We start from the raw sequence: 14110 nt of genomic DNA on the forward strand, positions 1-14110 counted from the left end.
ATGGGGTGACGGACCACATCGGCAACCGAAAAGCGCGTGATCGCGATGCCGTCAACGCCTTCAAGCCGGCCAACCGCATCGTTAAGCCCGCTCATCGCCGGACCGCCGGGGATATCGACCTGCTTGGGATCGCCGCACACGACCATGCGGCTGTTCATGCCGAAACGGGTCAGGAACATCTTCATCTGTTCGCGCGTGGTGTTCTGCGCCTCGTCCAGGATGACAAAGGCATCGGCCAGGGTCCGCCCGCGCATAAAGGCGATCGGGGCAATCTCGATCTCGCCGCTGGCGATGCGCCGTTCGACCTGTTCGGGCGGCATGCAATCATACAGCGCGTCATAGAGCGGGCGGAGGTATGGATCGACCTTTTCCTTCATGTCGCCGGGCAGGAATCCAAGCCGTTCACCGGCCTCGACCGCCGGGCGCGACAGGATCAGACGTTGAACGCTGCCGGTGATCAGCTGCGCAACCGCTTGCGCCACAGCGACATAGGTCTTGCCGGTGCCGGCCGGGCCCAGGGCGAAGATCACATCCTTGCTGGCCAGCGCACGCATGTATTCGATCTGCATCGCGCTGCGCGGCACGATGGTTTTCTTGCGCGTGCGGATCATGATCGGCGGAGCGCCGTCGTCGCCCGAAACGATCCCTTCCAGTGTCGGTTCGGCCGACATCAGGATGATCGATTCAACCGCGCCTGGGTCCAGTTCCTCGCCCCGCATCAGGCGCTGGTGCATGGTGCGCAGCACGTCGCGGGCGCGGGCGACATTGTCTTCGGGCCCTTCGATCACCGCACGGTTGCCGCGGGCGGAAATGAACACGCCCAGCCGGTTTTCGATCAGGACCAGATTGGCGTCGAATTGCCCGAACAAGGCGCCGAGCACGGTCGCTTCTTCGAACTCGAGTTCCGCGCGGGCCTTGGAGGGGGCGGAACGGGTCGGCGCCTCATGCCAGGCGCGGGCAGGTTTTCGAGCCATAGGCGCTTTTGTGGCGCTCCTTTCGTGCCGGGCCGGACGCGGCCCTGATTCGAAAGATAGGCCTGTGCTGCCGCCTTGCAAGCGAGGCAGGGCATGCGGGCAGTGGAAAACGCGCCCGGCCACCCGCTGGCGCGACGGACTGCGACAAAGTGCGACTAATATGTCTCGAATCTGACGCGGACATATCAGGCCGGTTCAGTCTCAGGGCGCCAGAAATGCCCTGTCGCCACCAACCGGCGATCGTTTCAGGAGTACCCTCATGCGCAAGTTCATCGCTGCCGCCATTGCGGCTACCGTCCTTGTCCCAGTCACCGCTTCGGCCCAGACCGCCGAACTGCGCAGGGACCGCCACGAAGTGCGCCAGGGCCAGCGCGAAGTCCGCCAGGACCTGCGCCGCGGCGATTACCGCGAAGCCCGCGAAGATCGTCAGGAAGTGCGTGAAGATCGCCGCGAATACAACGAGGACTGGCGCGAATATCGCAGCAAGCACCAGTCCGCATTTCGCAAGGGCGCATGGTCAGCGCCGCATGGCTATCGTTACAGCCCGGTACGCGTTGGAGTCGGTCTGAACCCGGCGTTCTATGCCGGGCGCTACACGATAAACGATCCTTATACCTACCGCTTGCCGCGCGCGGCCGTCGGCACCCGTTATGTTCGTTACGGTAATGACGTGCTGCTGATCAACGCCCGCACCGGACGGGTGCTGCGGGTTTACGACCGTTTGTTCTACTGATTTTGCTGAACTGCTAGTGCGCCCTGGCCCGGATGATCCGGCCGGGGCGTCTTGCCGATCAGCCGGCCCGACAGCGAGTTGCCGCCCGCTTCAATCAGTTCCACTTCGACCAGGTCGCCGATCGCCGCGTCGCCGGCAAAGTGGACCGATTGCAACCACGGCGACTTGCCCAGCCACTGACCTTCCAACTTGCCCCGGCGTTCGACCAGCACTTCGCAGCGCTTCCCTACCGATGCTGTGTTGAAGGCCAGCTGGCCTGCATTTATCGCCGCTTGCAGGCGCTGGAGGCGTTTATCCATGACTGCCGCTGCGATCTGGTTGTCCATCGCCGCCGCCGGCGTGCCGGGCCGGGGAGAATACTTGAAGCTGAAGCATTGGGCATAGCCGACCCGATCAACCAGCTTTATCGTATCTTCGAACTCGGCATCGGTTTCGCCGGGGAAGCCGACGATGAAATCGCCTGACAGGGCAATGTCGGGCCGCGCGGCCCGGACCTTATCCAGCACGCGCAAGTAACTGTCCGCCGTGTGGCTCCGGTTCATCGCCTTCAGCACGCGGTCATTGCCTGCCTGGACCGGCAGGTGCAGGAACGGCATCAACTTGTCGATGTCACGGTGCGCGGCGATCAGTCCGTCGGTCATGTCGTTGGGATGACTGGTGGTATAGCGGATCCGCGCCAGTTCAGGCATTGCGGCCAGCACTTCGATCAGCATTTCAAGGCCGCGCCCATCAGCATCGCGCCAGGCGTTGACGTTCTGGCCCAGCAGCGTGATTTCGCGCGCACCGGCATCGACCAACCGCCGCGCTTCGTCAGTCAAATCGCTGAACGGACGCGATATTTCCGCTCCTCGCGTATAGGGGACCACGCAATAGGTGCAGAACTTGTCGCAGCCTTCCTGCACGGTCAGAAACGCGCCTGGAGCAACCTTGCGCCGCGCCGGAAGGGCAGCAAACTTGGTCTGGGCTGGCATGTCGGTATCGACTGAGCGGCGGCCATCTACTGCATCGGCAATCATGCCGGGCAAACGGTGATAGGCTTGCGGACCGACCACCATGGAAACGGCGGGCGCTCGTGCCATGATTTCTTCACCCTCGGCCTGGGCGACGCACCCGGCGACCGCGATCAGCGGTGCGCTGCCGTCTTTGCGAGACCAGTCCTTGCCAATGCGTCCGATGTCGGAATAGACTTTTTCCGATGCTTTTTCCCGAATGTGGCAGGTGTTGAGCACTACCAGGTCGGCCTGTTCGCCGTCAGCGGCAGGACTTATACCCTGCGCGTCCAACAATTCTGCCATGCGCTCGCCATCATAGACGTTCATCTGGCAGCCGAAGCTTTTGACGCGGTAGGTCTTGGGGGGCGATGCAGGGGGCATGGGACGCGCCCGATAGGACAAAATTGCGCAGAATTGAAGCGTTAACCCGCCAAGGCTTTCATAATGGCGTCACGGCCGGCGGCCGCAATGGTCTTGCGGCTGGACAGTTGTTCTCCGGTCAGCGCCGGCTGAAAGGCCACGGTCAAGCGAACCGGGCGGCGCCGCGCGAGGATACGCAGGAAGTTGTCGAGCCCATGTTCTTCGCCGACCCAGGCGATCTGTGCAGCTTCAGCACCATAGTCGAGCATTACCGGCTGTACTGCTATTCCCGCAGGAAATGGTTCGAACGCTGAAAGCAGCGAGCTTTTGAACGGCAGCAGCCCGGTCCCATCGCTGGTCGTACCTTCAGGGAAAATTGTCAGCGCGTGCATATCGGCCAAGGCGTGGCGCACCTGGTTGACCTGTTCGGCCACGCTGGCGCGGTCGTGGCGGGCGATGAACACTGTATCGTTCATCCGGCAAAGCCATTCGAGCACAGGCATGGATGCCAGTCCGTCATGACCGACAAAAGCGGTTCCGGTAACCTGACTGAGCGCGGGCACGTCAATCCAGCTGACGTGGTTTGCCAGCATGAACACCGGCCCGCGCGGGCGCGGCCCGGTGACAGTCGTGCGCACGCCGGCAATACGGGTTATCCCGCCCAGAAAAATGCGCGGCCAGGGATTGGCAAAACGCAGCAGCTTCCACGCATAATAAAGCGGAATGCAAGCCAGCAGCAGGCCGATCATTCCAGCCAGGCGCAGGGTGACCCGTGCCCACGCCCTGAGCGATAATTGCCGCGGCATGGCCAGGGCAGTTGTCATCGGCCTGCCTTAATCCTCACGGCCCAAACGCACACCGTACAGCTCCATTCGGTGATCGACCAGTCGGTAGCCCAGCTTTTCGGCTATCTGACGCTGCAGCGCTTCCAGTTCGGGATCGACGAATTCGATCACCTTGCCGCTTTCCACGTCGATCAGGTGATCATGGTGTGCCTCGGGCGCGGCTTCGTAGCGCGAGCGGCCATCGCCGAAATCATGGCGATCAAGAATTCCCGCCTCTTCGAACAGCCGCACAGTACGATAGACTGTGGCGATAGAGATTTTTGGATCAATCGCGGAGGCGCGTTCGTGAAGCGCCTCGACGTCCGGATGGTCGGTCGCTTCCGACAACACCTTTGCGATTACGCGGCGCTGTTCGGTAATCCGCAGGCCGCGCTGAGCGCAGAGGGCTTCGATATCGATGGCCTGATGCAAGTGAAACTCCGGTGGGATCGCCGAAAAAAAAGAAACGTCCCGCAAAGCATAGAGCCGCGGGACGATTCTTCAATGGCGGGGCAGGATATTGCCCGCCGCGCTTAGGCAGCCTTTGGTTTGCGCCCGCGCTTTTGACCAGGCTTGCGGCCCAGTCCGATCTTCATCGCCAGATCACGACGCTTTTCGGCATAGTTGGGAGCAACCATCGGATAGTCTGCGGGCAGGTTCCAGCGCGCGCGATACTGATCAGGAGTCAGGTTATAGTGAGTCATCAAGTGCCGTTTCAGCATCTTGAGCTTCTTGCCATCTTCAAGGCAGACAATGTAATCAGGTTTGATCGACGCGCGGATCGAAACCGCTGGTTCAGGCATCTTTTCCTCAACTGCAGCAGAACCGCCCAAGCTAGCCAATGCACCGTAAACGTTGCTGATCAGATTGGCGAGTTCATCGACACCGACGCTGTTGTTGCTGACATGTGCGGCTACAATGTCCGACGTCAGCGTGATCAGCATTTCCTTTGTATCGGCCTGGCTTTCTTCCATGACCAAATCCCTTCCTAAAGTTTCTACCGGTTCTATATTTTTTTGGCCCGTTGGGTCGCAATCCTTGGAGCTAACTTGCGATAAGCATTTTAACTAAGCGCCACAAGTGCAATGACACTATCAGGTAGAAAATAATTTGAAGCTATCATGCAATCGGCATGCAGCGGTCAATCGCAAGCGAATGTCAGTGCGTCGATGCGTGTGCCGTCGGCACTGCGGTAATAATTGATTCTTTTACCTATTGGGCGAAAACCCAAGTCACGATAAAGTAATTCAGCCGGGTTTCCGCTGCGCATTTCCAACAGAAGGCGATTTGCTCCACGCGACTTCGCATATGCAGCAAATTGGTTCATTAAAGCCCGACCTATGCCGCGGCGGCGAAATCGCGGGTCGACCGCGAGAAGCAGCAGCTCCTCCTCGTCAAAACCATGCCGCGACAGGAAGAAGCCAGCCGCCTCGGCATCGTCGGCAGGTTTCGAGCAGAAACCGTCAAGTAAGCCATAGTAGCAATTGCCCATCAGGAGGGCATCTTCCACTTGCCGGCGGTTCCACGCCTCGCCAAACGCCGGATCAAAGGCAGCATCCATTATGGCCATGATCCGATCCAGGTCATCGCCCCTGGTCGTCATGCAGATGCGCCTGGGAGCCGCGCGTCGGGCGCGCGGCCATAGAGCGGCGCGGTATCGGTCATCAGGCTTGCTGCGGGCAATGCGCCAAAAGCCCGCGCATCGGGCCAGATCGGTAGCGCCGTGCCCGATCCGCGCAGCGCGACCAGTGCTTCTGCCTGGCTACCTGCTGCAACAGACCCGCCTTCACGCTGCGCTGCGTCCCGGGGACTGAGCGAAGCCAGCGGTGTTATGGTCGTACCGGCTGCATCGAACAGTTCGACAAACCATTCACCGTGACCGCCGGTGGTTACTGCTGTTACAGCTTGGTTGCCGGCTTCAGCGCGGGCCATCGCAGCAATCAGGGCCAGGGTGGGGTAGCCGACCAGCTCTGCCTGCCAGGCAAACGCAAGCGCGCGCGCTGCTGCCAGTCCGACCCGCACTCCGGTAAAACTGCCCGGACCCAGCGCTGCAGCGATCCGGTCTGCCCGTCCCCCGCCCGGAAGGGCGCCGATCATCGGGACCAATGCCTCGGCATGACCGCGCCCCAGCCGACGGCATTCCCCGGCGATGAGGATTTCGCCTTCAAACAAGGCGACCGAACAGGCCTCGGTCGCGCAGTCGATTACCAGGGTGCGCATCGGCGCCGGTTTAGCGCGTCAGGCGATGCGATTGAAGACATCGAAATCGGGGCGGGGGCTGCGCTCGAAAATGGTGGACGGATCGCCGTAACCAAGCGTCGAGATAAAGTTCGATTTGACCGCCGGGGTTTCGGCGAAGAACGCTTGATCTACTGCGTCGTTGTTGAAGCCTGACATTGGTCCGGTATCCAGGCCCAGCGCGCGCGCCGCCAAAATGAAATAGGCGCCTTGAAGGGATGAATTGCGCATCGCGCTGACTTCGCGCAGCGGCACGTTGCCATCGAACCATGATTTGGCATCGGCGTGCGGGAACAGCCACGGCAGATTCTCGTGGTAATCGATGTCCATGCCGATGATCGCGGTTACCGGTGCGGCCAGAACCTTGTCCTTGTTGGCCGGGGCGCAAAGCTCGCCCAGCTTCTGCTTTGCATCCGGGCTGGTGCACCAGACAATTCGGGCCGGCAGCATGTTGGCGCTGGTCGGGCCCATTTTCATCAGATCCCAGATCGCCACCAACTGGTCGTTGCCTACCGGCTGATCAAGATAGCCGTTGTAAGTCCGTGCGCTGCGGAACAGCTGGTCAAGCGCGGCGTCGTCAAGCGGCTGGGGCATGGCAATCCTTGGTCGAGGTGGGGGGACGGGTGCCTGCCTCAGGCAGCGCGGACTTCGGTGACTTCAGGCACGTAGTGCTTGAGCAGGCTTTCTATCCCATGTTTCAGCGTCGCGGACGAAGACGGGCAGCCGGCACAGGCGCCTTGCATGGTCAGGAAGACCACACCTTCGCGAAATCCGCGATAGACGATGTCTCCGCCATCGTTGGCCACTGCCGGACGGACCCGGGTTTCGATAAGTTCGCGGATTTGGGCGACCACATCGGCGTCAGCGGGATCATCGCCAAAATCCTCGTCCTCGGGCGGGACGGCGATGCCGGCTGCATTTCCCGGGGTGAATAGCGGGGTGCCGGTCACAAAATGATCAAGCAGCAGGGCTACTACCTGCGGTTTGAGCGCCGACCAGTCGACCCCTGGGGCAGCCGTTACCGAAATGAAATCGCGGCCGAAGAACACGCCGGTCACATCGCCAAGGTCGAACAGCGTGGCCGCAAGCGGCGATGTGGCCGCTTCAACCTCGTCACGAAACTCGCGCGTGCCGGCATACATAACCTCCTCGCCGGGGAGGAACTTGAGCGTGGCAGGATTTGGCGTGGTTTCGGTTTCTATAAACATGATCTTCGGCATGTAGGAGGAGAAGGGTGCGGGTCAAGGGCTAAGCCCGCTGGTCAGCGCCGGTTCAGCGCCGTATAGAGCGCACCATGACACGCACGATTGCCCCTTCCGCCCGTTTCGCCTTGTGCTCTACCCTGCTTGCCGCTGTGGCCGTTTCGCCGGTGTTGGCCAAAACCGCGCGCCCGGCGATCCAGCCCCAGGTGATTGCTCTGCCGCTAAAGCAGATCATCCCGCCGGCGCAGCGGCTGTGCACGGCACGCACCGCGTCGGGGCTTGGTTATCGCGCGCTGCGCCCCACGTCCGGACCTCTGCCTGTGGGCGATGCAACCGTGACGGTGCATTATATCGGGTACCTTGCCCTGACGGGCGAGGTGTTTGATCAGGGGATGGATGCATCCTTTCCGATGAAGGGCGTGATCCCCGGCTTTTCGGAAGGCCTCGCACTAATGAACGAGGGATCGATCTACAGGTTCTGCATTCCCGCCAGGCTGGGCTACGGCGCCAAGGGCACCGGCCCGATACCTGCCAATGCCGATCTGGTGTTCCAGGTCCAGCTTGTGGCGGCCAAGGCGGCCAGCTAACCGCGTCTATTCACTGGCCAGTCAGCAAAGGCCTTCCTATAGCAGCGAAATGCGTCTGACGTTTCGCACTGCGTGCTCCATCGCCTCGTTTGTCTGTGCCGCCGTGCTGGTTTCCCAGCCGGTCCTGGCAAAGCCTGCAACGCCCCCCGCAGCCTCGGCCAGGGACGAAGCCTGGCTGTACCGCGGCAGCGATGTGCCCCGCGACAAGGAATGGACGTTCGGCGAACTGCCCAACGGACTGCGCTATGCCGTGCGCAACAACGGTGTGCCGCCGGGCCAGGTTTCGATCCGGGTACGGATCGATGCCGGATCGCTTTACGAAAGCGATAACGAAAAAGGCTATGCCCATCTTCTTGAGCACATGGTTTTCCGCCAGTCGAAATATCTCGGCGATGGCCAGGCGATCGCCGCGTTCCAGCGTCTGGGCGCAACTTTTGGCAGTGACACCAATGCGCAGACTAGCCCGGTATCAACCACCTTCAAGCTCGACCTGCCCAGCGCCACCCCGCAATCGCTGACCGAAAGTTTTCGCCTGCTATCGGGAATGATGATCGCCCCGACACTGAGCGAGACAGGTGTTCGCACGGACGTGCCGATCGTGTTGGCGGAAAAGCGTGATAATTCAGGACCTGCCGAACGGATATCCGAGGCAACCCAGCAAACGCTGTTTGCCGGTCAGCGATTGGGCGCGCGCCCGGTCATCGGCACGACAGAGACGCTTCGGGCTGCCAACCAGGCATCAGTCCGGGCCTTTCATGCGCGCTGGTACCGGCCGGAAAACGCCGTCATCATCGTGGTTGGCGATGCCGAACCGGCGCAGCTTGCAGCTTTGGTTAAAACGTGGTTCGGCAGTTGGAAGGGCACCGGTGCCCCGGCACCGGCACCATCTTTCGGGGACCCTGCAGCGCCCGCTGGTAGCGGCGCCGCGGCGATTGGCGAAACGCGCGTTGTGGTTGAACCAGACGTGCCCCGCAATCTGACCTATGCGGTGCTGCGGCCATGGCGCAAGGTCAACGATACAATTGCCTACAACCAGGGGATCATGATCGATTCGTTATCCCAGGCGATCATCAACCGCCGCTTGGAAGCGCGCGCGCGCAGTGGCGGATCGTTCCTGACGGCGCAGGTCCAGCAGGAGAAGATCAGCCGCAGCGCCAATGCGACCTTCGTTTCCGTCACCCCGCTGAGCGAAGACTGGAAAACCGCCGCGGCGGATGTGCGCGCCGTTCTGGCCGACGCGATGGCCAGTGCTCCTACCCAGGAAGAAATCGACCGCGAAGTTGCCGAAATGAACGTCGCTTTCGAAAGCAGCGTCGAGCAGAGCCGTCTGCAGCCGGGATCGCGCCTTGCTGACGATATTGTTGCGGCGCTTGATATTCGTGAAACCGTCGCATCGCCTGAAACCGTGCTGTCGATCTTCAATTCGTCGCGACCGCTGTTCACGCCGGCCGCCGTGCTGGATCACACCCGCGCCCTGTTCAAAGGCGTGGTGACGCGCGGCGTCTATGTCACGCCCAAGGCGGGTGAGGCGGAGGCTGCGGCAGTAAGGCTGGCCCTTGCCGCCCCGGTCAAGGCGGATGGCAATGCACGTCTGGATGCCAAGCCCATTTCCTTTTCCACGCTCCCGCCAATCGGCACGCCTGGCAAACTGGCTGTTTCCACGCCGACCATTGTGCCCGAGATCGAGCAGATCGAGCTGTCGAACGGCGTGCGCGCGCTGCTTTTCCCTTCTGCCAACGAACCAGGCCGCCTGTCGGTCAAAGTGCGCTTTGGCGCCGGCTACCGCGCGTTTCAGCCGGGTGACGCGGCCTATATCTCGCTGGGCGAAATGGCGCTCGTGGGATCGGGCGTCGGCACGCTGGGCCAGGAAGAGCTCGACCGGATTTCGACCGGGCGCAAGATGGGTTTCGATTTCGAAATCGACGACACCGTGTTCAAGTTTTCCGCCGATACCCGCAATGCCGATCTGGCCGACCAGCTCTATCTGTTCGCTGCCAAGCTGGCGATGCCCAAATGGGACGTCAATCCGGTGCTGCGCGCCAAGGCGGCGGCCAAGTTGCAGTATGAAAGCATGGCCACGTCACCGCAGGGCGTGATCCAGCGCGATCTGACATTCCTGCAGCACGGGCGCGATGCACGCTTCCGCACCCCGACCCCGCAGGAAATGGACGCAGCGACCCCGGCCGGTTTCAGGCAGGTGTGGGAACCGATCCTGAGCCAGGGCCCAATCGAAGTGCAGCTCTATGGCGATTTTGACCGTAATGCTGCCGTGACTGCGCTGGAAAAAACGTTTGGTGCCTTGCCGCGGCGGACTGAATTGCCCCGCGAAGTAGCCAATGCGGCTTTCCCTGAATTGACCCCAACGGTGCAGCCGGTCGTGCTTGAGCACCGCGGCGATCCCACCCAGGCAGCTGCGGTCGTGCAGTGGCCAACCGCAGGCGGAATGATCAAGCTGTCCGAAGGGCGCCAGCTGGAAATCCTCTCGCAGCTGTTTTCCAACCGGTTGCTTGAAAGGCTGCGCGAAAAGCTGGGCGAAAGCTATTCGCCGCAGGTCTATAATTCATGGCCGCGTGACCGTGAGAACGGCGGGGCGATCATCGCCCTGGCACAATTGCAGCCCAAGGCCGTGCCAATTTTCTTCGCCACTGCAGATGAAATCGCGCATGAACTGATCACGGCGCCGCCCACGGCGGACGAGCTGGCCCGCGTGACCGAACCGCTGAAGCAGCAATTGTCGCGCGCCGCCACTGCCAGTGCGTTTTTCATGAACCAGCTGGAAGGGGCGACGGACGATCCGCGCCGTTTTGCCGCGCTGGGGACCCTGCTGCCCGACATGACCCAGACCACCCCGGCTGCAATGCAGGCGCTGGCCGCCAAATACCTGACACGCAGCAACAGCTGGCGGGTCGCGGTGATCCCGGCGGGACAAAAGCTGGCGACCGAATTGCCCAAGGGATTTGAAAGCGGCGCCGGACGTTAATTCATGCAATAGTGCCGTCTGTAAGAATGTTGCGCGGTAACAGTGATCGGCTTTTCACTCTTTGCATTCGGGCCGCCTGCGGGCTATGGCGCGCGGCCAATCTGATGGAGCGCGTGACGTGAACAGTAGCTGGAATCCTGAAACCTGGACGGCGAAAGAGGCGCGGCATCTGCCGTCGTACCCTGATGCTGCGGCCCTGGCCAAGGTGACGGACACCCTGACAAGCTTTCCTCCGCTGGTTTTTGCGGGCGAGGCCCGCGCGCTGAAAGCCGATCTTGCAGAAGTGGCGGCCGGCAAGGGGTTTTTGCTGCAGGGCGGAGACTGCGCCGAAAGTTTTGCCGAGTTTCATCCCAACAATATCCGCGACACATTTCGCGTGCTGCTGCAGATGGCTGTGGTCCTGACCTTTGCCAGCAAGCAGCCGGTAATCAAGGTTGGCCGCATGGCCGGCCAGTTTTCAAAACCCCGTTCCTCCCCGGTGGAGGTGATCGACGGGGTCGAACTGCCCAGTTATCTGGGTGACAATATCAACGGCATCGATTTCACGCCCGAGGCGCGGATTCCCGATCCGCAGCGTCTTCTGCAAGGCTATTCGCAGTCGGCCGCGACGCTTAATCTGCTGCGTGCCTTTTCGACCGGCGGTTATGCCAACCTGCGCCAGGTCCATCAGTGGACACTTGATTTCATGGACCGCAGCCCTTGGGCGACCCGGTTTGAGGAAGTGTCGAACCGGATTGGCGAGGCGCTGGACTTCATGGAAGCCTGCGGGATTGATCCGCGCACCGTGCCGCAATTGCAGGGCACCAGTTTCTACACCAGCCACGAAGCTCTCCACCTGGCCTACGAACAGGCAATGACGCGGCAGGATTCTCTGACCGGTGACTGGTACGATACCAGCGCGCACATGTTGTGGATCGGTGACCGGACCCGGTTTGAAGGATCGGCGCATGTCGAGTTTCTGCGCGGCGTGGGCAATCCGCTGGGCTTCAAGTGCGGACCGTCGCTCGCTCCGGACGAACTGTTACGCCAGCTTGATGTGCTCAATCCGGGACGGGAAGCAGGACGCATTACGCTGATCGCGCGCTTCGGTGATGAAAAGGTTGAGGCCGGACTTGCCCCGCTGGTCCGCGCGGTAAAGCGCGAAGGGCATCCGGTGGTGTGGTCGTGCGATCCGATGCACGGCAACGTGATCAAGGCGGACAGCGGCTACAAGACCCGTCCGTTTGACCGGATCCTGCGCGAAGTGCGCGGGTTCTTTTCCGTCCATCGCGCCGAAGGCACCCATGCCGGCGGGATCCATATCGAGATGACCGGCCAGGACGTGACCGAGTGCGTGGGCGGAGCCGTGGCGATTTCGGATGCCGCACTGGCTGACCGTTATCACACCCATTGCGATCCCCGGCTCAACGCGGCGCAGTCGATCGAGCTGGCGTTCCTGCTGGCCGACATGCTCAACGCCGAGGCGGTTGACCGCGCCCAGCGCGCAGCGTGATAACCCGGCAACTGCTCGGCACGGCGCAGGTTCCAGGCGGTGAAGAGCTGAAGCTGTTTGCCCATGACCGCGATTTCATGGTCGTGATGGGCCATAACGAGCTGATGAGCACGCGGATGCGCGGTTCGGAAGAAGCGCTGGCCAATCTTACCCTTGACCGCTTGACCGGGGTGCGCAGCCCCCACCTGCTCATTGGCGGATATGGCATGGGCTTTACCCTGCGGGCGGCGCTGGCCCGGCTGGACAAGCACAGCCATGTTACTGTGGCCGAACTGGTACCCGAAATCATCCAGTGGGCGCGCGGACCGATGGCGGGTGTTGCCGCCGGCTGCCTTGACGATCCGCGCGTGCGGCTGGTGATGGACGACGTTGCCGATGCCATGTTGCTTGCGCCCGATCCGTTCGACGCAATCCTGCTTGATGTCGACAACGGTCCAGATGGGCTGGTTCGCGCCGACAACAACCGCATTTATTCCAAAAGCGGACTGCACAATGCGCGCCGGGCCCTTACACCGGGCGGCGTGCTTGCGGTCTGGTCGGCCTTTCCCGATCCCCGCTTCACCCGCCGTCTGGGCGATGTCGGTTTCGAGGTCGAAGAAGTTGAAGTCCGGGCCCGCGTGGGCAAGGACGGCAAGGGCAAGGGCCCGCGCCACGTCATATGGTTCGCGCGGACGTAAACCCTTTCGTTTTGCGGTCATTTTGTCCCATGGGGAGGATGCGATGGGCTTTTTCGGACTGATCCGGTCAATTGAAGACCTGCTGTATGAAGTCATGACCTGGCTGGTATTCTATCCCCGCACACTGCTTCGCGTTTTGCGCCACCCGCAGGAAATGATCGATTATTCCGACCGCGAACAGGATGATGCGGTTGAAGAACAGTATACCGACACTCTAAGCCCGCCTGTCTTCCTGATCCTCAGCATTCTGATCTGCCACGGCGTCGAACTGGCTCTGGGGCAGAAATCGGGTTCCGCCAACGGGGTGTTCAGCAAGCTGTTCGCCAATTCGGAAGAGACATTGCTGGCTTTCCGCCTGTTGGTGTTCAGCATATATCCGATGGTTTACGCCGTCGGCATGGTCAAGCGCAGCGAAGCGCCGCTGGACCGCAAGACCCTGCGCGAGCCGTTTTTCAGCCAGTGCTACCTGGGGGCGCTGTTTGCCATTTTGGTGTCGGGCGCAGGCATTCTGATGCGGACGGGAACGGTCCAGGCCTTCGCCGCGGGAGCCGGCGTACTTGTGATCGGAATCGTCTGGTATCTGGCTTTGCAGACCGTATGGCTCCACCTGCATCTGACGATATCGCGTACCCGCGCGATCCTGGTCAGCCTGGCGACGTTTCTCAAAGGAACGTTTTACGTTGGCCTGATAATCAGCCTGCTTTCGGCATGACCCTGCGCCGTGCGCGCATAATCGCGTACAGTGCGGCAAGGTTGATGGCCGGGGCCAGTATCGCCGTCAGGACGCCGGTCAGCCCCAGCTTGTCGGCGATGATGTTCCAGGGCAGGCCCAGCGGCATCAGGAATACCGCACCAAGCGGGTCTTTTTCCTGACCGAAGAGTCCAAAGGTGGAAACCGCCAGCAAGGCCAGGGCGAGCCCGTAAAGCGCCGCGAAGATCACAAGAACCGTTTTCATGACGCGTGCCTCTTTTCGTATCCGCGCACTACTATCTGTCGGTCGTCTCAACCGGTCAAGCGGTCTTACGGCAGCAGCAAAGTCGATCCCTTTGT

At 61.5% G+C, this 14110-nt stretch carries 16 protein-coding genes; 6 read left to right on the forward strand and 10 right to left on the reverse strand.

Annotation, left to right across the window (positions count from 1 at the left end; translation table 11 throughout):
* Positions 1 to 974 (reverse strand): PhoH family protein (locus Q0L62_RS12115; RefSeq protein WP_296680119.1); only part of this gene is annotated, 974 nt, incomplete at its 3' end.
* Positions 975 to 1233: 259 nt separating this feature from the next.
* Between Q0L62_RS12115 and Q0L62_RS12120 the strand changes: the two genes are divergently transcribed.
* Entirely contained in the window at positions 1234 to 1707 is a 474-nt protein-coding gene (locus Q0L62_RS12120) for an RcnB family protein (protein ID WP_296680121.1), read from the forward strand.
* Here the strand turns inward: Q0L62_RS12120 and miaB are convergent.
* The 8 genes from miaB to Q0L62_RS12160 form a co-directional block, all read right to left on the reverse strand.
* Positions 1701 to 3080, reverse strand: a complete 1380-nt coding sequence (gene miaB / locus Q0L62_RS12125; protein ID WP_296680124.1) for a tRNA (N6-isopentenyl adenosine(37)-C2)-methylthiotransferase MiaB — start codon at positions 3078 to 3080, stop codon at positions 1701 to 1703. The two genes, Q0L62_RS12120 and miaB, sit on opposite strands and share 7 nt — an antisense overlap.
* A gap of 41 nt (positions 3081 to 3121) precedes the next feature.
* Positions 3122 to 3883 carry a 1-acyl-sn-glycerol-3-phosphate acyltransferase gene (locus Q0L62_RS12130; protein ID WP_296680127.1) on the reverse strand — a complete coding sequence of 254 codons (762 nt, stop codon included), beginning with the start codon at positions 3881 to 3883 and terminating at the stop codon, positions 3122 to 3124.
* Between the two features lie 9 nt (positions 3884 to 3892).
* Complete coding sequence (locus Q0L62_RS12135) at positions 3893 to 4315, reverse strand: Fur family transcriptional regulator (RefSeq protein WP_296680130.1); 423 nt, start codon at positions 4313 to 4315, stop codon at positions 3893 to 3895.
* A gap of 101 nt (positions 4316 to 4416) precedes the next feature.
* The gene (locus Q0L62_RS12140) at positions 4417 to 4857 is read right to left on the reverse strand and encodes a MucR family transcriptional regulator (RefSeq protein WP_296680132.1); all 441 of its coding nucleotides are present in this window, start codon (positions 4855 to 4857) and stop codon (positions 4417 to 4419) included.
* A gap of 167 nt (positions 4858 to 5024) precedes the next feature.
* Positions 5025 to 5486 (reverse strand): GNAT family N-acetyltransferase, encoded by a 462-nt coding sequence (locus tag Q0L62_RS12145; RefSeq protein WP_296680136.1) that lies wholly within the window; start codon positions 5484 to 5486, stop codon positions 5025 to 5027.
* On the reverse strand, positions 5483 to 6103 hold the full coding sequence (gene tsaB / locus Q0L62_RS12150) for a tRNA (adenosine(37)-N6)-threonylcarbamoyltransferase complex dimerization subunit type 1 TsaB (protein ID WP_296680138.1): 621 nt from the start codon (positions 6101 to 6103) through the stop codon (positions 5483 to 5485). Before tsaB ends, Q0L62_RS12145 begins: the two co-directional genes overlap by 4 nt.
* Positions 6104 to 6121: 18 nt before the next feature.
* Positions 6122 to 6715, reverse strand: a complete 594-nt coding sequence (locus Q0L62_RS12155; protein ID WP_296680140.1) for a malonic semialdehyde reductase — start codon at positions 6713 to 6715, stop codon at positions 6122 to 6124.
* 38 nt (positions 6716 to 6753) lie between these two features.
* Entirely contained in the window at positions 6754 to 7329 is a 576-nt protein-coding gene (locus Q0L62_RS12160; protein WP_296680143.1) for a NifU family protein, read from the reverse strand.
* 86 nt (positions 7330 to 7415) lie between these two features.
* Between Q0L62_RS12160 and Q0L62_RS12165 the strand changes: the two genes are divergently transcribed.
* The 5 genes from Q0L62_RS12165 (at position 7416) to Q0L62_RS12185 (ending at position 13771) form a co-directional block, all read left to right on the forward strand.
* A complete protein-coding gene (locus tag Q0L62_RS12165; protein WP_296680145.1) occupies positions 7416 to 7910 on the forward strand; it encodes an FKBP-type peptidyl-prolyl cis-trans isomerase in 495 nt (164 codons plus the stop codon).
* A gap of 49 nt (positions 7911 to 7959) precedes the next feature.
* A complete protein-coding gene (locus Q0L62_RS12170) occupies positions 7960 to 10890 on the forward strand; it encodes a pitrilysin family protein (protein WP_296680148.1) in 2931 nt (976 codons plus the stop codon).
* 118 nt (positions 10891 to 11008) lie between these two features.
* Positions 11009 to 12382: a class II 3-deoxy-7-phosphoheptulonate synthase gene (locus Q0L62_RS12175; RefSeq protein ID WP_296680150.1), complete on the forward strand. Its 1374-nt coding sequence runs from the start codon at positions 11009 to 11011 to the stop codon at positions 12380 to 12382.
* Positions 12379 to 13059, forward strand: a complete 681-nt coding sequence (locus tag Q0L62_RS12180; protein ID WP_296680153.1) for a spermidine synthase — start codon at positions 12379 to 12381, stop codon at positions 13057 to 13059. Before Q0L62_RS12175 ends, Q0L62_RS12180 begins: the two co-directional genes overlap by 4 nt.
* A gap of 43 nt (positions 13060 to 13102) precedes the next feature.
* Positions 13103 to 13771, forward strand: a complete 669-nt coding sequence (locus Q0L62_RS12185) for a hypothetical protein (RefSeq protein ID WP_296680155.1) — start codon at positions 13103 to 13105, stop codon at positions 13769 to 13771.
* Here the strand turns inward: Q0L62_RS12185 and Q0L62_RS12190 are convergent.
* The gene (locus tag Q0L62_RS12190) at positions 13752 to 14015 is read right to left on the reverse strand and encodes a hypothetical protein (protein ID WP_296680158.1); all 264 of its coding nucleotides are present in this window, start codon (positions 14013 to 14015) and stop codon (positions 13752 to 13754) included. The genes Q0L62_RS12185 and Q0L62_RS12190 overlap by 20 nt on opposite strands.
* Between the last annotated feature and the right edge of the window lie 95 nt (positions 14016 to 14110).

It is taken from the genome of Novosphingobium sp. (genome assembly GCF_024642085.1).
GTDB lineage: Bacteria > Pseudomonadota > Alphaproteobacteria > Sphingomonadales > Sphingomonadaceae > Novosphingobium.

What these genes read in the sequence shown, in the direction of transcription:
- tsaB (WP_296680138.1), bottom strand. Translation starts at nt 6,103, where the DNA reads ATGCGCACCCTGGTAATCGACTGCGCGACCGAGGCCTGTTCGGTCGCC.
- Q0L62_RS12120 (WP_296680121.1), top strand. Translation starts at nt 1,234, where the DNA reads ATGCGCAAGTTCATCGCTGCCGCCATTGCGGCTACCGTCCTTGTCCCA.
- Q0L62_RS12165 (WP_296680145.1), top strand. Translation starts at nt 7,416, where the DNA reads ATGACACGCACGATTGCCCCTTCCGCCCGTTTCGCCTTGTGCTCTACC.
- Q0L62_RS12155 (WP_296680140.1), bottom strand. Translation starts at nt 6,715, where the DNA reads ATGCCCCAGCCGCTTGACGACGCCGCGCTTGACCAGCTGTTCCGCAGC.
- Q0L62_RS12170 (WP_296680148.1), top strand. Translation starts at nt 7,960, where the DNA reads ATGCGTCTGACGTTTCGCACTGCGTGCTCCATCGCCTCGTTTGTCTGT.
- Q0L62_RS12190 (WP_296680158.1), bottom strand. Translation starts at nt 14,015, where the DNA reads ATGAAAACGGTTCTTGTGATCTTCGCGGCGCTTTACGGGCTCGCCCTG.
- Q0L62_RS12140 (WP_296680132.1), bottom strand. Translation starts at nt 4,857, where the DNA reads ATGGAAGAAAGCCAGGCCGATACAAAGGAAATGCTGATCACGCTGACG.
- Q0L62_RS12185 (WP_296680155.1), top strand. Translation starts at nt 13,103, where the DNA reads ATGGGCTTTTTCGGACTGATCCGGTCAATTGAAGACCTGCTGTATGAA.
- Q0L62_RS12145 (WP_296680136.1), bottom strand. Translation starts at nt 5,486, where the DNA reads ATGACGACCAGGGGCGATGACCTGGATCGGATCATGGCCATAATGGAT.
- miaB (WP_296680124.1), bottom strand. Translation starts at nt 3,080, where the DNA reads ATGCCCCCTGCATCGCCCCCCAAGACCTACCGCGTCAAAAGCTTCGGC.
- Q0L62_RS12160 (WP_296680143.1), bottom strand. Translation starts at nt 7,329, where the DNA reads ATGTTTATAGAAACCGAAACCACGCCAAATCCTGCCACGCTCAAGTTC.
- Q0L62_RS12130 (WP_296680127.1), bottom strand. Translation starts at nt 3,883, where the DNA reads ATGACAACTGCCCTGGCCATGCCGCGGCAATTATCGCTCAGGGCGTGG.